At 50.6% G+C, this 17,985-nt stretch carries 22 protein-coding genes and 1 tRNA gene; 9 read left to right on the top strand and 14 right to left on the bottom strand.

The annotated features are described in order from the left end of the window. Positions 1–80: 80 nt before the first annotated feature. On the top strand, positions 81–863 hold the full coding sequence (locus tag AC5JMP_RS09460) for a fumarylacetoacetate hydrolase family protein (RefSeq protein WP_495851201.1): 783 nt from the start codon (positions 81–83) through the stop codon (positions 861–863). Positions 864–874: 11 nt separating this feature from the next. On the opposite strand, the gene AC5JMP_RS09455 is transcribed toward AC5JMP_RS09460, so the two are convergent. From AC5JMP_RS09455 to AC5JMP_RS09430, 6 genes are all read right to left on the bottom strand, one after another. After that, positions 875–1,357, bottom strand: a complete 483-nt coding sequence (locus AC5JMP_RS09455) for a Tic20 family protein (protein WP_495851200.1) — start codon at positions 1,355–1,357, stop codon at positions 875–877. Between the two features lie 124 nt (positions 1,358–1,481). Continuing rightward, positions 1,482–1,679 (bottom strand): hypothetical protein, encoded by a 198-nt coding sequence (locus AC5JMP_RS09450; protein ID WP_495851199.1) that lies wholly within the window; start codon positions 1,677–1,679, stop codon positions 1,482–1,484. 178 nt (positions 1,680–1,857) lie between these two features. Further along, positions 1,858–2,196 (bottom strand): four helix bundle protein, encoded by a 339-nt coding sequence (locus AC5JMP_RS09445; RefSeq protein WP_495851198.1) that lies wholly within the window; start codon positions 2,194–2,196, stop codon positions 1,858–1,860. Between the two features lie 124 nt (positions 2,197–2,320). Next, entirely contained in the window at positions 2,321–3,235 is a 915-nt protein-coding gene (locus tag AC5JMP_RS09440) for a branched-chain amino acid transaminase (RefSeq protein WP_495851197.1), read from the bottom strand. 77 nt (positions 3,236–3,312) lie between these two features. Then, the gene (locus AC5JMP_RS09435; RefSeq protein ID WP_495851196.1) at positions 3,313–4,527 is read right to left on the bottom strand and encodes a 4-hydroxy-3-methylbut-2-enyl diphosphate reductase; all 1,215 of its coding nucleotides are present in this window, start codon (positions 4,525–4,527) and stop codon (positions 3,313–3,315) included. Positions 4,528–4,920: 393 nt separating this feature from the next. Next, a complete protein-coding gene (locus AC5JMP_RS09430) occupies positions 4,921–5,856 on the bottom strand; it encodes a carbonic anhydrase (protein WP_495851383.1) in 936 nt (311 codons plus the stop codon). Positions 5,857–5,977: 121 nt separating this feature from the next. Between AC5JMP_RS09430 and AC5JMP_RS09425 the strand changes: the two genes are divergently transcribed. Continuing rightward, on the top strand, positions 5,978–6,622 hold the full coding sequence (locus AC5JMP_RS09425) for a Uma2 family endonuclease (protein ID WP_495851195.1): 645 nt from the start codon (positions 5,978–5,980) through the stop codon (positions 6,620–6,622). 22 nt (positions 6,623–6,644) lie between these two features. On the opposite strand, the gene AC5JMP_RS09420 is transcribed toward AC5JMP_RS09425, so the two are convergent. Next, a tRNA-Arg gene (locus AC5JMP_RS09420) sits at positions 6,645–6,718 on the bottom strand. Positions 6,719–6,882: 164 nt separating this feature from the next. On the opposite strand from AC5JMP_RS09420, the gene AC5JMP_RS09415 reads away from it, so the two are divergent. From AC5JMP_RS09415 to AC5JMP_RS09405, 3 genes are all read left to right on the top strand, one after another. Further along, complete coding sequence (locus tag AC5JMP_RS09415) at positions 6,883–7,395, top strand: DUF29 domain-containing protein (RefSeq protein ID WP_495851382.1); 513 nt, start codon at positions 6,883–6,885, stop codon at positions 7,393–7,395. Positions 7,396–7,703: 308 nt separating this feature from the next. Continuing rightward, positions 7,704–8,378, top strand: a complete 675-nt coding sequence (locus tag AC5JMP_RS09410) for an Npun_F0813 family protein (protein ID WP_495851194.1) — start codon at positions 7,704–7,706, stop codon at positions 8,376–8,378. 177 nt (positions 8,379–8,555) lie between these two features. Further along, positions 8,556–9,536, top strand: a complete 981-nt coding sequence (locus tag AC5JMP_RS09405) for a hypothetical protein (protein WP_495851193.1) — start codon at positions 8,556–8,558, stop codon at positions 9,534–9,536. On the opposite strand, the gene AC5JMP_RS09400 is transcribed toward AC5JMP_RS09405, so the two are convergent. Continuing rightward, entirely contained in the window at positions 9,533–9,772 is a 240-nt protein-coding gene (locus tag AC5JMP_RS09400) for a hypothetical protein (RefSeq protein WP_495851192.1), read from the bottom strand. The two genes, AC5JMP_RS09405 and AC5JMP_RS09400, sit on opposite strands and share 4 nt — an antisense overlap. Here AC5JMP_RS09400 and AC5JMP_RS09395 point away from each other — a divergent pair. Then, a complete protein-coding gene (locus AC5JMP_RS09395) occupies positions 9,771–10,832 on the top strand; it encodes a transposase (RefSeq protein ID WP_495851191.1) in 1,062 nt (353 codons plus the stop codon). The two genes, AC5JMP_RS09400 and AC5JMP_RS09395, sit on opposite strands and share 2 nt — an antisense overlap. Before the next feature lie 42 nt (positions 10,833–10,874). Here AC5JMP_RS09395 and AC5JMP_RS09390 read toward each other — a convergent pair whose 3' ends face one another. Beyond that, positions 10,875–11,108, bottom strand: a complete 234-nt coding sequence (locus tag AC5JMP_RS09390) for a lipopolysaccharide assembly protein LapA domain-containing protein (protein ID WP_495851190.1) — start codon at positions 11,106–11,108, stop codon at positions 10,875–10,877. A gap of 27 nt (positions 11,109–11,135) precedes the next feature. Continuing rightward, positions 11,136–11,846 carry a hypothetical protein gene (locus AC5JMP_RS09385; RefSeq protein ID WP_495851189.1) on the bottom strand — a complete coding sequence of 237 codons (711 nt, stop codon included), beginning with the start codon at positions 11,844–11,846 and terminating at the stop codon, positions 11,136–11,138. A 459-nt stretch (positions 11,847–12,305) separates the two neighbouring features. On the opposite strand from AC5JMP_RS09385, the gene AC5JMP_RS09380 reads away from it, so the two are divergent. Further along, complete coding sequence (locus AC5JMP_RS09380; RefSeq protein ID WP_495851188.1) at positions 12,306–13,355, top strand: hypothetical protein; 1,050 nt, start codon at positions 12,306–12,308, stop codon at positions 13,353–13,355. Positions 13,356–13,413: 58 nt separating this feature from the next. On the opposite strand, the gene rsmI is transcribed toward AC5JMP_RS09380, so the two are convergent. Continuing rightward, the gene (gene rsmI / locus AC5JMP_RS09375) at positions 13,414–14,265 is read right to left on the bottom strand and encodes a 16S rRNA (cytidine(1402)-2'-O)-methyltransferase (RefSeq protein WP_495851187.1); all 852 of its coding nucleotides are present in this window, start codon (positions 14,263–14,265) and stop codon (positions 13,414–13,416) included. 371 nt (positions 14,266–14,636) lie between these two features. Here rsmI and AC5JMP_RS09370 point away from each other — a divergent pair, with 371 nt between their 5' ends. Beyond that, a complete protein-coding gene (locus tag AC5JMP_RS09370; protein WP_495851186.1) occupies positions 14,637–15,332 on the top strand; it encodes a sugar transferase in 696 nt (231 codons plus the stop codon). An 81-nt stretch (positions 15,333–15,413) separates the two neighbouring features. Here the strand turns inward: AC5JMP_RS09370 and AC5JMP_RS09365 are convergent, their stop codons facing one another. Next, entirely contained in the window at positions 15,414–15,905 is a 492-nt protein-coding gene (locus AC5JMP_RS09365; RefSeq protein ID WP_495851185.1) for a pentapeptide repeat-containing protein, read from the bottom strand. A 332-nt stretch (positions 15,906–16,237) separates the two neighbouring features. Between AC5JMP_RS09365 and AC5JMP_RS09360 the strand changes: the two genes are divergently transcribed. Next, positions 16,238–16,732 carry a YraN family protein gene (locus tag AC5JMP_RS09360; RefSeq protein ID WP_495851184.1) on the top strand — a complete coding sequence of 165 codons (495 nt, stop codon included), beginning with the start codon at positions 16,238–16,240 and terminating at the stop codon, positions 16,730–16,732. Between the two features lie 30 nt (positions 16,733–16,762). Here AC5JMP_RS09360 and AC5JMP_RS09355 read toward each other — a convergent pair whose 3' ends face one another. Both AC5JMP_RS09355 and recR read right to left on the bottom strand, forming a co-directional pair. Continuing rightward, positions 16,763–17,152 (bottom strand): hypothetical protein, encoded by a 390-nt coding sequence (locus tag AC5JMP_RS09355; RefSeq protein ID WP_495851183.1) that lies wholly within the window; start codon positions 17,150–17,152, stop codon positions 16,763–16,765. 100 nt (positions 17,153–17,252) lie between these two features. Then, positions 17,253–17,852 carry a recombination mediator RecR gene (gene recR / locus AC5JMP_RS09350; RefSeq protein WP_495851381.1) on the bottom strand — a complete coding sequence of 200 codons (600 nt, stop codon included), beginning with the start codon at positions 17,850–17,852 and terminating at the stop codon, positions 17,253–17,255. Between the last annotated feature and the right edge of the window lie 133 nt (positions 17,853–17,985).

The raw sequence follows: 17,985 nt of genomic DNA, 5'->3' as shown, positions 1-17,985 counted from the left end.
AGCTTTTCTTGAGTCAAAAGCAAGGATCTCCAATCATACACCAGGATAAAGACCACACACCAGGACAAAAACAATCCACTATGGCGCAACGGTATGTTCGGTTGCAAAAAACCACAGGAAAACTCTGCTACGGGCTACTTCAGCTCGATCGCCAGGTGCAAGTTTTAGACGCGCCTCCCTGGCTGAGCGGGCAACCCACCGATGAAGTGCTTGCCGCCCATGAATATCATCTCTTGGCTCCCTGTGCGCCTTCCAAGATTGTTGCGGTAGGGCGAAACTATGCCCAACATGCGGCTGAGTTGGGCAATGAAGTGCCAAAGCAGCCTCTGCTGTTTTTGAAGCCTCCGACTACGGTGATTGCCCCGGAAGGAATTATTTACTACCCGCCGCAGTCAAAACGCATTGACTATGAGGGAGAGCTGGCGATCGTGATTGGCGATCGCTGTACCGACTGTCCGCCTGACCAAGCCCAAGCCAAAATTTGGGGATACACGATCGCCAATGACGTGACAGCAAGAGATTTGCAAAAAACGGACGGGCAATGGACAAGGGCAAAAGGCTTTGATACTTTCTGTCCGCTGGGACCTTGGATTGTGCGAGAGCTAAACCCGGAAGCGCGACTGCAAACTTTTGTGAACGACGCACCCAAGCCCGCGCAGTCGGCAGTGATTAGCGCCATGGTGTTTTCGCCCAGCGTCTTGGTCTCCTACATTAGTCAGGTAATGACCTTACTGCCCGGAGATGTGGTGCTAACAGGCACACCCGAAGGCGTAGGAGAACTCCAGGTGGGCGATCGCGTTCGCGTCGAGATCGAGGGGATAGGCTCTCTAGAGAATACGGTCGCTTCCAAGCCTATGCCCTAACGGCTGGTGCTCTATCTCACCTGCATATACACAGCTTCCGAGAGGGTTGGAATTTCTGCATAGCGTCCCAAAGCGGACTGAATAACCGAGTAGACGATCGCCGCAATGGTTCCCAAGAAAATGACGTTAAACAGCGTATCCAGCAGCAGCGTTCCATCGCCCAATAGAGGTCTGAGCAGGTAGTCTACAATGATGCTGCACAGGACTAAAACGATGTCTATGAGAATCGCCTGCATGGCATTGAAGCGAATGAAGTGCGAAATGCTTTCGTTTCTAACGACCAGTAAAAACAGGGCAAAGAAAACAATTAGCCCCATAAAGGGAACGCCGCGATAGATATTTAACAGCGGGATCAGGGGGAGGACAATGGGCTGCAATACGGGGAATTGCTGGAAAAAAGGGCCTGAAAAGGTCAATCCATCCAGAAGGGGCAAGAGATAGGGAAGACAAGCAAAGACGCGATCGAGGGGAGCTGTAGAACCGGACAAAGCCATTTTGCACTCTCCAAAAAATTAGCTAAAAGTCGAACAGGCAAAGCTCAAGACACTCTGCTGCGTAAGCCTCTAGAATAGCTCAATCTCCAGTTTGAAGGGGATGCAGCCGACCTGATCAATCTAGCTAATCAATATTGGCAACCCGGAAACCCATCTGACACTCATACTGCTCCGGCTGGCTGTCAATAGGCTGGGTAAGAGCGCGACCGCAGCGAAGTTTTCCTGGCTGCCACCGAGGTTGACCGCTTTGATCAGCCATCAGGCAGGCCTGACAAACTTTGTACGTGGGGAGGAGTTGATTCTCCATGATGATGACGAGCATAATGACAGCTCCGGTAATCCTATCAGTTCCCTTAGTTCCATCTTATGTCAAGGCTTTGAGACATTGGCGCTATCTTATTGCATCGTCTTATTTAAGCCTTAGTGGACAGAATAGTAGATTCGTGCATGAGTAGAGGTATTCTCTGAGTCAGTTTTACGCTTTTCTTTTTAGGCTTTTTCTAAACCAGACGGCTGAGGAGATCCAGCAACTCGTCAATTTGCGCTAGTTCGCTGCTGACATCTACATCGACCAGCTTAGATTCTTGCAGCAATTTCAGCCAGTAGCGCGTCTCTCTGGCGCTTCTAGAAGCTACTGCCACCCGATCGCCAAAAGTTTCGCGGCTTGGTTCGGCGATCGCCTCTTCCACGCTCACGCCGATGCTAGTGCCGCACTTCAGCAGTTGAGGAGAGAGAATAAACTCCTGCCGTGCCTGCAATTTTTTATAAAGCCGGATGATGCCAAGGGCAAACTCAAAGCTTTTTCGCTGGACAGCCTGCCGGATCAGATATTCTCCCATGGCTCACCGTTTGAGCGGCTCATTATTAATGCACTCTCTAGACCCCTAATTTACCGCACTGAATGAGCCAGATCGATTTTGGACTTTAGATGCAGTCCAAAATCTCAAGCCACAAAATCTCAAGTTACTTGAGGGGAATCGCATATACCCAGTCTTTGTACTCTGCGTCCCGATTTTCAGTGATGGCAGAGAGCTTTTCCCGGAGCTTGTGGGTGATGGGGCGATCGCTCGACAGTTCGTAGCTCTCGACGCGGCGTACGGGCGTAATTTTGGCGGCGGTGCCGCTGAGGAACACTTCGTCGGCGATCATCAGCTCAGTTTTGTCGATGGGGCGCTCGATGACCGGAATGCCCAGGTTACGGGCGATCGTCAAAATGCTGTCGCGGGTGATGCCTTCGAGAACGTCTTGCTCAAATCCTGGTGTAATCAGCTTGCCCTGACGCACGATAAACACGTTCATTCCTGAAGCCTCGCAGACTTTGCCCTGAGCATTCATCAAAATAGCTTCGTCAAAGCCAGAATCAACGGCCTCCGTTTTTGCCAGAGAGGAGGTGATATAGGCTCCGCTAATTTTGCCGCGCAGCGGCAGACTTCGATCTTCCTGGCGGTACCAGGAGCTAATCCGACAAGAAACCCCGTCTGGAGAAAGGTAGTCCCCTAGCTCTAGTCCGTAAACGAAGAAGTTTTTCTCAATGTTGTGTAAGCGAGGGGCGATTCCCAGATCGGAGGTGTAGACAAAGGGGCGGATGTAGAAGGGCAGGGAAGGCTGGTTCTTGTGAACAAACTCAGTAATGACGCTCTGAATTTTTTCAGCGGGTAGATCGTACAGTAAGAACCGAGCACTGTCGCTGAGCCGCTGACAGTGGCGATCGAGTCGAAACAACAAAATCTGGTCGGGATTTTGGGGGTCAGGGATGCCGCGCATACCGCCAAATGCCCCAGTGCCATAGTGCAACGCATGGGTGGCAATGGACACTTTTGCTTCCGCAAACGGAATAAACTGATTTTCAAAGTAGGCGATCGGCAAAAAGTTGTGCATTATAAAAACTCCCATGAGAGGCTAACTTGGCGTTTTGGAATGTTAGCCATTATCACATAAGGGTTAGAAGTTGAGAATCAAAGACGGTCAGCAACTTCTGAGGTCTTGAGGGCAAAGATTTGCTCAATTACCTGGGCAACCACTTTGTCGGGGGTAGAGGCTCCTGAGGTGATGCCCACCACGATCTCTCCAGGTGGCAGCCAGTTCTCCTGAATTTCTAGATCGCGGTGGAGTGGCTTATGCTCTAGGCGATTGCTGGAGAGAATGCGATCGGCGCTGTCGATGTGATAAGAGGGGATGCCGCGCTCAATGGCGATTTCCTGAAGGTGGGTGGTGTTGGAGGAGTTGTAGCCGCCGATTACCATCATCAGATCGAGTTTTTCATCCACAAGCTGAAACATGGCATCCTGACGTTCTTGGGTTGCGTCACAGATGGTGTTGAAGCTGAGGAAGTGCTGATTGAGCTGGTCAGGACCATACTTTCGCATCATTGTATGCTCAAACAGTTTGCCGATTTGCTCGGTTTCACCCTTGAGCATGGTGGTTTGGTTGGCAATGCCCACTCGTTGCAGATCGCGATCGGGATCAAACCCTTCAGAATGGGCACGGCTGAATTTAGCCATAAACTCGTCTCGGCTGCCTCCCTGCAAAATGTAGTCGGCAACGTATTGGGCTTCCGCCAGGTTAAGAACGATCAGATAAGTCCCGGCAAAAGAGCTGGTGGCGATCGTTTCTTCGTGGTTATATTTGCCGTGAATAATTGAAGTGTGGCTAACTTTCTTGTGCTTTTCGACGGTGTTCCACACTTTAGACACCCACGGACAGGTGGTGTCCACGATCGTGCAGCCTTTGTCGTTGAGTAGCTGCATTTCCTGGACGCTGGCTCCAAAGGCGGGCAGAATGACGACATCGCCCTCGGCTACAGCCCCAAAGTCTTTTTTGCCCGCCTCAACGGTGATGAAGCCGACCTCCATCTCGCGTAGGCGCTGATTCACGGAGGGGTTGTGGATGATTTCGTTGGTGATCCAGATGCGATCGGTGGGGAAGTGCTGACGGGTTTCATAGGCCATGGCGACTGCCCGCTCGACTCCCCAGCAAAACCCGAAGGCTTCGGCTAAACGAATGGTGACGTTGCCCTGTTGCAGGGTGTAGTGATTGTCTCGAATCTGCTGGATCAAATCACTCTGGTATTCAGACTGCATCTGCCCAAAGACTTCTGCTTCGTGACCAAAGCCTTTGCGGTGATAGAGTTCAGAGCTGTTGAGCGATCGCTTGAAGGCTTTTGTGTCCATCCTGGGTTTTGGGGTTGATGGGTTGTGAGTGATTGAGTCCTGTTCATCTCAGCGTATCAAACTGGGGACAGGGCGATTGGTAAATTCCTGAAATCTTGCTGAGGATCATAGATTGATTAACTTATTTTATTTTTTAGAAGTGTCGCGTGGAGTGCGACACCTCTAAAAAATAAAATAGCTGTGGTTTATGCAATTGAAAATTGCTGTAAGTGGGGGAAACAGCCGAACAGCCTTGGGGGTCTCCCCCAAACCCCCGGCAGGGGACGGGCACGTCCCCCACACCCCCTCCGCATGAGGCTACGGATGAGTAGCATAGGGCGCTTTGCATGGGTGGGGCGATCGGGCGTGTGGGAGAAAAATTTAGGGAGAAGATGCTTGGGGTGAAGCAGGAGCTTAGGATCTCGATCCTCGATAGATGCGATCGCTCTGTGCTGCCGATAGCCGGGGATTGCCCACGTACTGAGGGACGGTGCTTGGAGTTCCCACTTTTTGAGGCTCTGTGTTCTGAGTCCTTTGTCCAGGCTTCTGAGCTTCAGCCTTTTGAATTCCAGCCTTCTGAGTTCCAACCTTGTGAGTCCCAGCGCCGTTACTCCGATGCGCCATTGCCGCTAGCTCTTCCTCTGTCAGAGGCAACTCACAGGCAACAGGCGGTGCAACCGAGCTAACAGCGCGACTCACAAGTTTCTCATTCTCGGAAACATAGTCAATCTGACTTTGGGGCGCGATGTAGGAGTGTGTGTCTTCGTCGTACGCCAGCACTTCCCCTGTCTCAATCAGGTAAACCCAGCCGTAGATCTTCAGCTTGCCTTGGTACAAGCGCGATCGCACTACAGGGTAGGTCTTAAGGTTCTCAATTTGGGTGAGGACGTTTTCGGCGATCGTGATTTCCAGCAGCTCTTCTTTGTTGCGATCGCCGTAGTTCTCTTTCACCAAGCGCCGCGTCGCCTCTGCGTGTTTCAGCCAGTCATAGACCAGCGGCATTTCTTCTTCCAATTTGCCTAATTGCAGCAGGCCCTTCATCGCACCGCAGTGCGAATGCCCACACACCACAATTTGCTCAATGCCCAACGCATGAATGGCATACTCTACTGCTGCCCCCTCGCCACCATTCGCCGCGCCATAAGGTGGGATGATGTTTCCGGCATTGCGAATCACAAACAGATCGCCCAAATCCGTCTGCGTCATTAAGCTGGGCGAAATCCGAGAATCGGAGCAGGTGATGAACAAGACGCTGGGATCTTGACCATGGGAAAGGTTTTCCAGCAGATCGCGATGAGTTGAAACATAGTTTTCTCTGAACTCATTCACACCTTCGATCAGTTTTTTCATAAAGTCATCACCATCAGCAGCTTGGTCGGGCATTACCCGTAACTTAAACGATCGCTAACCTGATTGTCGCTCAAAAGGTGTCTCTTCAGGTTGCAAGTCATTCAGCAAGTTCAGGTTGGGCATGACGAAACCTGTCAGGCGAGCGACAATAAAATATGCGTTCTGTCTCACCTCTAACCAACAGTGCGATCGCCCCCCGTCTATGACAACAGCCAAGTCTACGACAACAGCCAAATGGTCAGTTGAAGACTATCACCGCTTAATTGAGACAGGGCTATTAGACGATCGCCCGGTTGAGCTGCTGAATGGAGAAATTATTGAGATGACCCCAGAGCGGGAACCCCATGCCAATTCTGCTAGCGAAGCAGGAGATTATTTAAGGGAGTTGTTGGGCGGTCTTGCCAAAGTTCGAGAAGGGCATCCCATCACCATTCCCAGCAGCAATTCTGAGCCAGAGCCGGATCTCGCCATTGTCCGTAAGCGCACCGAGGGATACCGCGATCGGCATCCTTACCCTGCCGATATCTTTTGGCTGATTGAGTTTTCTCATTCCAGCCTCGGCAAAGATTTAAGCCCGAAGGCTAAAGCCTATGCGGCGGCTGGCATTGCTGAATATTGGGTTGTCAACCTGAAGGCGCTGAAGCTAGTCGTCATGCGCGACCCTGCTGAGGATGGATATCGATCGCAGATAGCCTGGACAGAAAATACCATTAACCCGCTAGCGTTTCCTGACTTATCCGTGTCAGTGCGACGGCTAATAAGCTAGAAGCGCTCTTTTATAAAACCCACGCCCCAGACAGGACTCGAACCTGTGACCGATTGCTTAGAAGGCAATTGCTCTATCCATCTGAGCTACTGGAGCCTATACCTTTCAGAGTTTAAGGGTTTGATCCTCATAGGGTTCCCCTAAATCTTCCTTCAATAACTATACTAAACTTCTGAGACAGTCAGTCAATGAAGGTTCTTTCACGAGAAGCAAACGATTTCAAAATATCTCTCGAAATTTTTAAGAACTGGTTCAACCTCATGCCTGTGCCCGAAGCAAACCCAAAGTCAGTGGAGAATTCCGTGCCTCTACTCAATCTCTACGAGGCTGATTTTTATGCCTGGACACAGGAACAAGCAACATTGCTCCGCAGCAAGCAATGGAATCAGGTGGATTTGCCAAACTTGATTGAGGAAATTGAATCTTTGGGGAAGCAGCAGCGCCAAGAACTTCGCAACCGTTTGAGCGTGTTACTGGGGCACTTGCTGAAATGGGAACATCAACCCCAGCGCCGCAGCCGGAGCTGGCTAGCAACCCTGCGCGTGCAGCGGCGTGATACGTTACGACTCCTGAAGGACAACCCCAGCCTCAAGCCTGATCTGGATGATGCGCTGCAAGAAGCATATGAGAATGCAAGAGATTTGGCGATGGGAGAAACTGACCTGCCTCAGCAAACCTTTCCCCTAAGCTGCTGCTACAGCCTGACTGAGATTTTAGACGATCGCTTCTATCCTGGTGAATCTAGTCTACTGCTAGACGATTCTGAATCGTGAAAACACAAATATTTTCACCTCGGCTATTTCGACCTCAGCTCTGGGAACAATAGCCTGAGAGCGGCTGGCTCTGTGTCGATATGCCGATCGCTTTCGTGACCCATATCCCCGTCAGGCTACAGGAAATCTCACAAACTCATGTCGCAGAACTCTGAACCTGGAGTAGTTTGATAACAGGTGTACATTCGTCGCCCTTACACAATCTGCTATGGGCATGGCTGGGCATGACTGGCTAATGTGGCAGTTACGTTGGCGATCGCTTAATCTTATTCATTCTCCGACCTTCAGTAGGAGTCCTTGGCAACGTCATGTTTATCCTGAAACGGCAAGATGTTGAAATTACCAGCATTCAGCACCCTAAGAAGGATCAGCCGATTCCAATTTTGCATTATCAGGGACAGACGTTTCGCCTCATTAGTGTGTTTAATGCTGCTCAAGAGGAAGATGCTAAGGCGTTTTGGCGCGATCTCACCGACAACCGAGGCAAAGCCTGCGTTCTGCTAGAAGAACCCGATCGCTACAGCGTTTGGGGAAAAGTCCGCTTAGAACAGCTCACTGCCGAAGGGGCAGAAGCCCAAGTTGAAGCTGGAGAGGTGGCTCCCACCTTCGTTCAGGCGGCTCTGCTGCTGCTGCAAGCCGTGTACATCGACATTGAAGATCTGCTGGGCGCAAGGCAGGTTGGCGCTTTTCAAAAAGAAATTACGGCAGTTTTTCAACACTGGCGCTTTCCGCAAGCTACCTCTCCCGATGCTATTAATCAGCTTTTGACGGTAGACCCGCTGGGGTTCGCTCAAGTTCCCCTCTGGCAAGAACATCATCTCAACACCCTACTGCAAGAGCTACACCGCCTAGGGAAAGAACATTTTGGCAATGCCAACTTTACGCAGCGCGTCATGGATGCCCTCCAAGATATGCCTGCCAAAGACCGAAATCAATTCCTGACCTGGTTAAAACAGGCTCCGGCAGGCAAACTCTGGCACTAGCCGTTTGCTGGCACTAGCCGTTTGCCTGCCCTGAAAGCGAAAGTCCTGAAAAACAAAAGTTTTGAAAAGCAAAGGTTTTAGAAAACAAAAGCTCAAACTTTCTCAGCTTGGGCATAATACTCTAGATATTGACAAGATCGTCTGCCTTTTCCTCGTCACATTTTGAGGAACCCTCCCTTGAATAACAAAGCCTCTACCGCTAAGTCCGCTCTGTCTGTTCAGACAATCGTCCTGGCATCCACTGCTTGGGCAGTCATATCTCTGCTCTTTTTCCTCCTCTTCAGCATTTCCACCGGGCAAGAACGACCCGAATGGTATAGCATTGTCACCTATTTTTTGGAGGAAATTGCCTATGTGGTGGCAGGTTTTCTGTGCTTCCGCAACTGGCGCAGTTCAGCGATCGTCAGCGGTCGCACGGTTTGGCTAGCGATCGGGCTAGGCATGTTTTTTTACTTCGTTGGTAATTTGTTTTTTGCCTACTGGGAGGTGGGCTTGGGAATTGACCCTGATGTGTCTCCTGGAGACTTCTTCTTTATCCCGGCATACGTGTTTCTAGGCTGGGGCATCTTGCGTGCCGTCATGTCAAAACGGCTCGATCTGACGGCAATTCAGTGGGGGATTTTATCGGCGATCGCTGTTGCAGGAATTGCGATCGCGGTCATTGCAACGCAGCCTTTAAGTGATGCCCAGAGCGATACCCAGAGTGATCCTCAGAGTAGCTCTCAGATAGTCGATCCCTCAGATGCGTCGATATCACAGGCTGCCTCAAGTTCATCTGCACCCAGTCCCCTCGCTGCTGAGCCTCCCTCAGCGCCTGAATGGGCGGTTTCCCTTGAGAGTCAGCTTACGCCTTTTTCAACCTACATTACCTGGCTTTACATTGTGGGAGATGTGATTTTGGTTGTAATGGCAACCACGCTACTGCTGGCGTTTTGGGGCGGGCGGTTCGCCTTGTCTTGGAGGTTCATTGCTTTTGCGGCTTTTTCCTACTACATCGCAGATGTTTGGTTTAACTACGCGACCAATAATATTCCTAATTACCAGACAGGTGCTCTGCCAGAGGTTTTCTGGATATTTAGCGGTTGCTTAATCTCGATCGGTGCAGCCCTAGAGTATGATCTATCCACTCGTCGCCGAACAGGACGCAGACGCGGCTAGTGAGATAAATTGCGAGCGGCATTTAGGTAAGGATTTTTTGTGGCGTGGGCTTTGCCCACGCCACAAAAAATCCCTATCCCCGAAGGACTACCCGCGCAGTCAACCTGGAAGCTGGAGTTGGTAGCATAAAAGATATTGGAATCGAATTGCCTCAAATAAAGACACAAAGCCCCTGTGGCGTTTGCTACAGTAGATAGGCGATTTTGAGATAGGTCATTGAGGTAAGTTGTCGGCATGGCTCCTAGAAAACTATCTGAATCCGATAAACAGGAGATCCTCAGCGCCTATCGCCAGTCGGACGAGACGACATCAACGCTGGCAGGTCAGTATAGCGTCAGCGTCAGTACCATTAGCCGCATTCTGAAGCAGAGCCTGCCAGAGCGCGAGTATGAGATTTTGGTGCAGCAGAAGCGATCGGGTGTAAAAGTTCAACCGGAGCAAGAGCTGCTTCCAGGGATTGAGGCTGAGCTGCCAGACTCTTTGCCAGACCCACAACTGGACGAGATACCTAGCGACCTAGAAGAAGTTCTAGAACAGTCAATTTTGCCCAAGGTAGAAGCTTTAACCGTGGAAGCTTTTATAGAAGACCCTGCGCCAGTGCAGACTGACTCAAAACCCAAACCCCCTCAGTTGCGGCAAAAGCGATCGCACTTAAAAGAAGATCCCGAAGAACAGTCGATTGCTTCGCCAGTCGTCGAGCTAGATGACCCAGTGCCATCGGTGCCAAAGCCTCAGATCGTCAGCTTACCTCGGAGCAAGAACACATTAAAAACGCCTGAAATTCTCAAGTCATCGGCGGCATTAACCCATCAGCTGGAGGGTTTGGGCGGTTTAGACGAAGACTCTCTGGAGGACGAGCTGGATGATGACGATTTAGACGGGCTAGATGATGATGATTTAGACAGCGACCTAGAGGACGAGCTGGATGATGAGACTGATCCCAATGATGAGGGCAGCTTTGCTGAAATGCAGGTTCGGGGCGATCGCAAAATTCAGGTGATGCCGCTGTCAGAAGCGAATATTCCGCGCACCTGCTATGTAGTAGTCGATCGTGCCTCTGAACTCATTACCCGCCCGCTGAAAGATTTCGCCGAGCTAGGGCAAATTCCAGCCGAGGAGATCCAGGAGAAAACTTTACCCATCTTTGATAACCACCGCATCGCCAAACGCTTTTTGCGACGAATGCAGCGCGTCGTCAAGGTTCCAGATGGGCAGATTTTCAAGAAGGTTAGCCCTTACCTCCAGGCAAAGGGAATCACAAGATTGCTGATTGATGGACAAATTTACTCAATTTAGGTCTTGCTCACTCTAAATTTGTCCATTCTGAGGTCTTAGACCTTACTCAAAATCTTCGCGTTCAGAGAGTGCAACAGGTGACCGCAACAGGGGCAGCACGATCGCCATGCCCACCATACCCACTGCGGCGCTAAAGGCAATCACCAAACCCAGGGGCAGCTGCACAGATTGGAATGCCAGAAACCGCAGCGCTACGGGGGCAGCATTCTGCACTGAGAGGAGGGCGATCGCGCTGACCCAGAAGGCAACAATCACCATAATGACCAGCTTTGCCATAAATTAGCCTGAATGCGAACGATAGGTTTATGGACTGGGTGGGGCGCAAGCATCAGTCAGGCAAACGACCAAGACTGATTGAATGGTTGCCTCTGCACGGTAGTTCTCTGTTTCATTGTATTCACTCACAGGCGACCCATAGATACCCGCAGTGCTGGTACTGCCATTACCCGTTGCAAAAGAAATATTGGTGGCGGGCTGGCGCTCAAATCGAGCATATTCCCTCGATTCATTTCCGGTATTGTAAGACAAAGTTGCTTGGCCGTAAGCCTGTGCTGCATCTTGTAGCGTTGTGCCCGCACCCACGCCCTCAGCCGTGCGAAACTTGGGATTGTCGGTAAACACGCCCTGAATTACATCTTGATCAGCAAACGACTGACCCGCCAAGTAAAGAATATAGTATTGGGTCTCGCCTCCTTTGCGGACGGCGATCGCATCAAAATCAACGATAAACGGAGCCTTAACCAAAAATTCTGTGTCCTGACCTAGCTGCTGTTTCAGCTCTCCTAACGTTATGCCTAGCTGAGCAGCCCCCATTCCCTGTGCCGAAATTAAGGGGGCTTCTTCCTGAATCGGCTGTGGTGATTCAGGCGCTGCCGTTGCGGAAGGCGAGGGTGAGGCAGCAATCGGGCTAGGACTCGGCGATTCGGACGAGCTGGAACTCGGCGAACTGTTGCAGCCCGTTATAAGAACTGCGGTGAATAAGAGAGTTGAGCCAATCTTTAGAAGAAAATGCATCAAGTGGTAAGGTCAATAAAGAAACGGCGATCGCTTACTTTGTAGAGCGATTTCGACTAAAGAAGTTCCATTCAAGCTGTGGTACAGATTGGAAATTAGGTCGTTCTTCATTGCCTAGTCTAGCCTTACCTAGGCAAGGGTTGGTGTTCTAAAGCATTTTCCAGTCTTTCTTGAAAATTTCAGAGCTAGTCCAAAATCTGGCGTTGCTGAATCTCTGGAATGATTTTCGTCAAAGAGTAGCTTTTTGCTAAAGAGTGGCAATGTCAAGATCTTTTCTCGCCTCAATCTTTTTTTGCCTTAACACTTTTTTTGCCTTAACAAAGTAAGCGGTATCGCATTGAACTATTAATTAATCGTTAAAACATTTAGGATAACAGCAGATCGGCTCAACTTGACTTGCGCCATCAAGATAAGCCCAGAAAACCAACCTGCTTTACTGAAAATATCACAAGATAAACCATGTCATACGTGAGTGCATCTGCTGCCCAAACCCGCAATCTTCTGCCTCTCCCAGGTGCTATGGAAGCACCTTCTCAGTCTGGCGTTGCCTCTCTAGCTACAATTTGGGCTTCTAGATACGTACGTGTGGTCAATGCTTATGGATGTTCTGAACCCAAATATCTGGTGGAAAGTCCTGATGAGTTAGTGTCTGAATCGGGACGGGCAAAGACGGCGGATCTGGCTTTGAAGCATCTCAATCGGGCAAGTGCTGCGGCTTGGGCATTGACAGATGACCTCCTTTCAGATGAAATCCCCAAGCATGGCATTCCTCCAGAGGCGATCGATCCTTGGCAGATTGCTGCTGATACCCACAGCCTCTTTAAGCTGATGTTTCAAGCCTATGCTGAAGGCAACGTGCCTCAGAGGCTGTCTGTCCTTGTGGGTAGCCGCTTTGGCAAAATTCGTCAGCGGCATACGGCAGGAGATCCGCGCGTCATCGGCTTTGTGAGCATGCATCTGCATTACACCGGGCAAAAGCTTTTAGAGAAACTATCGCCGATGGAGCGATCGCTCGTATGCCCCTACTTTAAGGTGATGGATGACCATATGTATATGCCGCTCCGGGATGCCTGTGAAGCCGCCGCCAACCACGAGATGAATTCCCCGGCGCTGCTTGCCGCTCAGCATCTCTTGTCAGTCAGCACCACGATCGCCCGTGCCGTTTGTAACAACGTCAGTCGCGTTCATGTAGGCTATGAAACTTACAGCGGCCGGCTAATTTCTCCTACGGTACGGACTTCCAGCATCCGCGATGTGGAAATGTTTCAGGTGTATCTTTGCCTTTGCGCTTTAGAGGGCAATTTGCGATCGGTACAGCGAGAACTATTTCCCCTCTGCGTCATGCTTTACCCCAAGCTCAATGTCAGCTGGCAGTTGGTGCAAGATATGCTCAAAGTCTTGCGTTGGGAAATGCACGATCATCTCAGCCCTGAAGATATGCGGACTTTTTTGCCCCATTTGCAAGCATTGACTGAGATGTTCTCTCCTGTCGTCTTTCAGCCCATTTAGTCTTTCAGCCCATTTAGTCGCCAGCCCATCTAGTTGCCAGCTTTTACGCTAAGCTGATTTACTCAGCATCGTCAACAATGCTGAGGGCAAGCTGATAGATTTGGCGGCGCGGCAGAGCAGTTTGCTGAGCAAGCTGGCGGCTAGCTTGCGATCGCGAGATTCCCTGCCCAATGAGAGTTTGCAGTTCGGCAATTAGCGCCGACTCCGAGAGCATAGGCTGCGCTGCTTCATCACCCGCCACAATCAGCGTGTATTCGCCTTGGGGTTCACGGGTTTGGTAATAGCCGATTGCCTCTGCCATGCTGCCGCGCCAAAATTGCTCATGCAGCTTGGTTAGCTCTCTGGCAATCGTAACCAGCCGATCTGTGCCCAGCGTATCTGAAAAATCTTGCAGGGTTTGGCGCAGGCGATGGGGAGACTCGTAAAACACCAGGGTGCGAGATTCGGTGCCTAGAGCCTCTAGGCGATCGCGTCTTTCTTGACCTTTTACGGGCAAAAAGCCTTCAAACACAAAGCGATCGCTTGGCAGCCCTCCAGCACTCAGAGCCGTCGTAACAGCGCTCACCCCCGGAATCGGCACCACTGGAATTCCTGCCTCCACACAGACCTTCACCAGATCATATCCAGGATCAGAAATTCCGGGCATCCCGGCATCGGTGACTAGGGCAATTGCTTGCCCGTCTTGAAGCCGCTGCACTAGCTCAGGGTGACGCGTGCGGCGGTTGTGATCGTGATAGCTAATTTGCGGCGTAGCAATTTGAAAGTGGTGTAGTAGCCTTCCAGTATGGCGCGTATCCTCGGCAGCGATCGCATCTACTTTCTGTAAAACGACTACTGCTCGGAACGTCATGTCCTCCAAATTGCCAATGGGGGTGCCAACAATGTAAAGCGTACCAGCCTGTATATCCATATCTAATGCCAATTTAAGCTGGTTATAAGACAGATATTTTCGAGAGCTGCGCGAATCAAAAATATCTGCCCTGTTTGGACTTTAAAACAGTATAAGCATCTTAGGCTAAGCATTTTATCCTGCACCTGAGTTCTAAAACTTAATGACTAAGCATTCGAAAAATAGGTATAAAATATATCAAGAAGTTGAGGAAACTACGGTCAGTAAAACTAGGCGATCGCGCGCTCATAAATTCTTAATAAAGTGAGGATTTTACAGGTTAGTTTAGGGAGCAGAGTGTTCATACTGCTAAGTAAAATCTATATTTAGCAAGGACTAACTAGAAACTTGCTCTTGGCGATCGATATCTACCTGCTCTTCTCCATGTCACCATGAATACCTCGCGTAAAGTGCATCTTAGCTTCACTTCTTTTCTTAGAAACGTTTGCTTTAATACTCAGCCTCATCGTATTTCTAGCATCCACCCCTCCGTCCGCAGTAAAGCTAAGCGCTACATTGATATTGTTGGAGCGATCGCCGGATTAGCGATCACGGCTCTCCTTTTTGTGCCGATCGCCGCTGCTATTTATTTCAACAATCCAGGCCCTATTTTGTACAGCCAAGTGCGCTGCGGCTTCCGAGGTCGCATCTTCCGCATCTGGAAGTTTCGCTCCATGGTGGTCAATGCCGATCAAATTCAGCATCTAATAGCGAATCAAGCCGATGGTGGCGTTTTCAAAAACGAATGCGATCCGCGAGTAACGGCTGTAGGTCGTTTCTTGCGGCGGACTAGCCTGGATGAATTGCCCCAATTTTGGAATGTGTTGAATGGAGAAATGAGCCTGGTGGGCACTCGCCCGCCAACCTTAGAAGAAGTACAGCGCTACAGCATTCGCCACTGGAGACGGCTAGAGGTGAAGCCAGGAATCACAGGTGAGTGGCAGGTCAACGGTCGGTCGAAGGTGCTAAAGTTTGAGAAAATTGTCAGCATGGATTTGCGCTACCTGCGCCGCTGGTCGATCGCCTATGATCTGAAGCTGATTTTGAAAACCATTCAGGTCGTTGTGCGGCGGGACGGGGCTTGCTAAACACTCAGCGTTGCATAGAGGCAGGAGAGAAGTGTTTTTATAGGGAAAATGCTTTTCTACCAGTCCCCATCTTCCAGCCCGCTAATCACACTCTAACGTCTCGCGCGTGTTGCGTCCCGTGACGGGATTTTTGCCCTCAGCCACTTCGCAGAGCAGATCATGCATATCTTCCCGCATTAGCACATTGGTAAAATCGGCTCCCGCGATCGCCGCTCGATTAAATTTGGCATTGAAGGCAAATGCACCTTCCAAAATAGCGTTGGTCAAGTTGGCATCAACGAGTCGCGCAGAATCTAGGGTGGCGTTGGTCAAGTTGGCACCCTCCAGGTTTGCCGCTTCCAGATTAGTCCCAAAAAAGCGCACGCCCTCCATGTTGGTATGGCTGAGATTAGCGCTACGCATATTGGCTTTAGTGAATTCGTCGCCTGTCAAGTCCTGCCCCGAAAAGTCTTGACCCACCAAAAAAGCGCGGTTGAAATCTTCGGCGATCGCGACTGGCATATATAAGAACGAGAAGAGGCTGATCGCTAGACCTAGCGCCAGACTCACGAAAGAACGACATAATTTGACCATGATCGATCGACTCAAGATATTGAAATAACTCTATTAAAAGTAAGCGCTAGGAAAGTGAGTATCAGAGCCGCATGAGTGTTATCTGATCTTACTTGAATCTGCTGTCGCCCTGAAAATAACTCGTCCTAACTCATACCAATTTAAGACCCAAACAGGGCAGATGATTTTCGAGAGCCGCGCTCAGCGCGGCTCTCGAAAATCATCTGCCGCCTCATCAATTTAAATTGGCATAGCAAACTGGCGACAGCTATATCAATTACGTAATGCCATAGAAGATCATTTAAGGCGATCGGGCATTCTAAACTAGCTACCGATTCTCTACAGCCTCGACTATGCCTGATAAAGCGCTTAAATCACATCGGCAAGCTAGCCTGGAGCTAGGCAAACTGGCAGAGGATCTAGTGGCGCAATGGTTGATCGCTCAAGGTTGGGAGATTTTGCAGCAGCGCTGGCGCTGTCAATGGGGAGAACTGGATCTAGTCATCTATACTGCCAATCCGGCAAGTACCCAAACACCACTGGCTTTTGTAGAGGTGAAAGCCCGGAGCAGCGGTAACTGGGACACCAATGGGCTGCTTTCCATCACTTCTCAAAAGCGAGATAAGCTTTGGCGATCGGCACAATTCTTTCTAACCCAACACCCGCACCTAGCAGCCTTGCCCTGCCGATTCGATGTAGCGCTGGTTTCCTGTCGGCTTATCTCTGGTCAGGAGTCGCGATCGCCTCTGCTGAAAAAAACCTCAGTAGATATCGAAATTGGAAAGGCAGTGACGATCGATCGCCACTGCCTCACCCTTCAGCAGTATATTCCTGGCGCGTTTGACTAACGGCTAAATGACTAACGGCTTGCTAAAGGTTTATGCCAATGTCTCTGGACAGTATCCTAAGCCCTGAACAAACTGCATCCGAAACTCCTCGATCTCAGTGCGATCGGGGTTTCCGTGGGAGACGACAGCCACCTGATAGCGGCGCATCACCTCAACGGGCGATTGCCCTGTTTCTAGCCCCCACATTGCCATGCGCACTCGAATCTCAGGCTCGTAGGGAATGCCCAGTTCATTTAAAAAAGCTCGCAAGTCTCCGTCTTCTTGGGCATCTAAAGTGCCATCCAACTTAACCTTGACCACCCAGCCGTCGATTTGATGGATAACCGTCATGAAGCGAACTGGAAACCAGGGCATCCGATGCAGGTGTTCGACCACTCGTAACGTCAGGCTGGCATTCGCAAGGTAATAAATATATTCCATAGCGGACAGTCCTGGCAAATCCTACTCCTCTATAGTCACCGAAGATGAAGCCAAGCGGCTAGGGGAGAAATCCCACATCTCATAGGGAGTTTCACCCAACTTAATCCAGCTCCCGTCGCCCTTCCATCGCTCGTGCCAGCGTCACCTCATCGGCATATTCCAAGTCGCCGCCCATAGGTAGACCGAAGGCAATGCGGGTAACTTTGGTGAAAGGCTTGAGCAGCTGCCCGACGTAGAGCGTCGTCGTTTCGCCTTCCACGCTGGGGCTGATCGCCATAATCACTTCCTTAATGCTTTGCTTGCTGACCCGCCGCACGAGCTGGGTAATATTCAACTGATCAGGTCCCATGCCGTCCATCGGCGAAATCAGACCGCCCAGCACATGATATTTGCCGCTATATTCACGAGTTCGCTCCAGGGCAATCACGTCTCTAGAGTCACAGACAACGCAGATAGTGTAGGGATCGCGATTGGAGGCGCGGCAAATCTCGCAGACAGGTTCCGCCGAGAGGTGAAAACAGACCGAGCAAAAGCCTACCTGCTGTTTGGCTTCCAGCAGTGCCTGAGCGAGCGCCTGTACGTCGGCTTCAGGACGTTTGAGGATATGGAGTGCCAATCGCTGAGCCGTCTTAGGGCCGACTCCGGGAAGTCTCTGTAACTGCTCAATCAACCGAGCAAGGGGGCGTGTATAAACCGTCAGACTGCCTCCGAGTGCGTCTTTACAAGGCTTGATTCAGAACTCCATGATAGCGTTTGGGGGGCGATCGCGTTTCCCCGTCTAGCCGCTAATTTTAGGGATGATTGTTGAGAGGTGCCTATCCTTCAAAAGCCAT

The sequence above is a fragment of the Drouetiella sp. genome (genome assembly GCF_059504425.1).
Note: the sequence above shows the minus strand (reverse complement) of the source record. Positions and strands in the feature narration are given on the sequence as shown.

Bases quoted from the DNA above. Each gene is read 5' to 3' on its own strand.
- AC5JMP_RS09450 (WP_495851199.1), bottom strand. From the start codon at position 1,679: ATGCTCGTCATCATCATGGAGAATCAACTCCTCCCCACGTACAAAGTT.
- AC5JMP_RS09370 (WP_495851186.1), top strand. From the start codon at position 14,637: ATGAATACCTCGCGTAAAGTGCATCTTAGCTTCACTTCTTTTCTTAGA.
- AC5JMP_RS09410 (WP_495851194.1), top strand. From the start codon at position 7,704: ATGTTTATCCTGAAACGGCAAGATGTTGAAATTACCAGCATTCAGCAC.
- AC5JMP_RS09440 (WP_495851197.1), bottom strand. From the start codon at position 3,235: ATGCACAACTTTTTGCCGATCGCCTACTTTGAAAATCAGTTTATTCCG.
- AC5JMP_RS09460 (WP_495851201.1), top strand. From the start codon at position 81: ATGGCGCAACGGTATGTTCGGTTGCAAAAAACCACAGGAAAACTCTGC.
- AC5JMP_RS09425 (WP_495851195.1), top strand. From the start codon at position 5,978: ATGACGAAACCTGTCAGGCGAGCGACAATAAAATATGCGTTCTGTCTC.
- AC5JMP_RS09360 (WP_495851184.1), top strand. From the start codon at position 16,238: ATGCCTGATAAAGCGCTTAAATCACATCGGCAAGCTAGCCTGGAGCTA.
- AC5JMP_RS09415 (WP_495851382.1), top strand. From the start codon at position 6,883: ATGCCTGTGCCCGAAGCAAACCCAAAGTCAGTGGAGAATTCCGTGCCT.
- AC5JMP_RS09455 (WP_495851200.1), bottom strand. From the start codon at position 1,357: ATGGCTTTGTCCGGTTCTACAGCTCCCCTCGATCGCGTCTTTGCTTGT.
- AC5JMP_RS09430 (WP_495851383.1), bottom strand. From the start codon at position 5,856: ATGAAAAAACTGATCGAAGGTGTGAATGAGTTCAGAGAAAACTATGTT.
- AC5JMP_RS09355 (WP_495851183.1), bottom strand. From the start codon at position 17,152: ATGGAATATATTTATTACCTTGCGAATGCCAGCCTGACGTTACGAGTG.
- AC5JMP_RS09445 (WP_495851198.1), bottom strand. From the start codon at position 2,196: ATGGGAGAATATCTGATCCGGCAGGCTGTCCAGCGAAAAAGCTTTGAG.
- AC5JMP_RS09435 (WP_495851196.1), bottom strand. From the start codon at position 4,527: ATGGACACAAAAGCCTTCAAGCGATCGCTCAACAGCTCTGAACTCTAT.
- AC5JMP_RS09365 (WP_495851185.1), bottom strand. From the start codon at position 15,905: ATGGTCAAATTATGTCGTTCTTTCGTGAGTCTGGCGCTAGGTCTAGCG.
- AC5JMP_RS09380 (WP_495851188.1), top strand. From the start codon at position 12,306: ATGTCATACGTGAGTGCATCTGCTGCCCAAACCCGCAATCTTCTGCCT.
- AC5JMP_RS09395 (WP_495851191.1), top strand. From the start codon at position 9,771: ATGGCTCCTAGAAAACTATCTGAATCCGATAAACAGGAGATCCTCAGC.
- AC5JMP_RS09390 (WP_495851190.1), bottom strand. From the start codon at position 11,108: ATGGCAAAGCTGGTCATTATGGTGATTGTTGCCTTCTGGGTCAGCGCG.
- AC5JMP_RS09400 (WP_495851192.1), bottom strand. From the start codon at position 9,772: ATGCCGACAACTTACCTCAATGACCTATCTCAAAATCGCCTATCTACT.
- rsmI (WP_495851187.1), bottom strand. From the start codon at position 14,265: ATGGATATACAGGCTGGTACGCTTTACATTGTTGGCACCCCCATTGGC.
- AC5JMP_RS09385 (WP_495851189.1), bottom strand. From the start codon at position 11,846: ATGCATTTTCTTCTAAAGATTGGCTCAACTCTCTTATTCACCGCAGTT.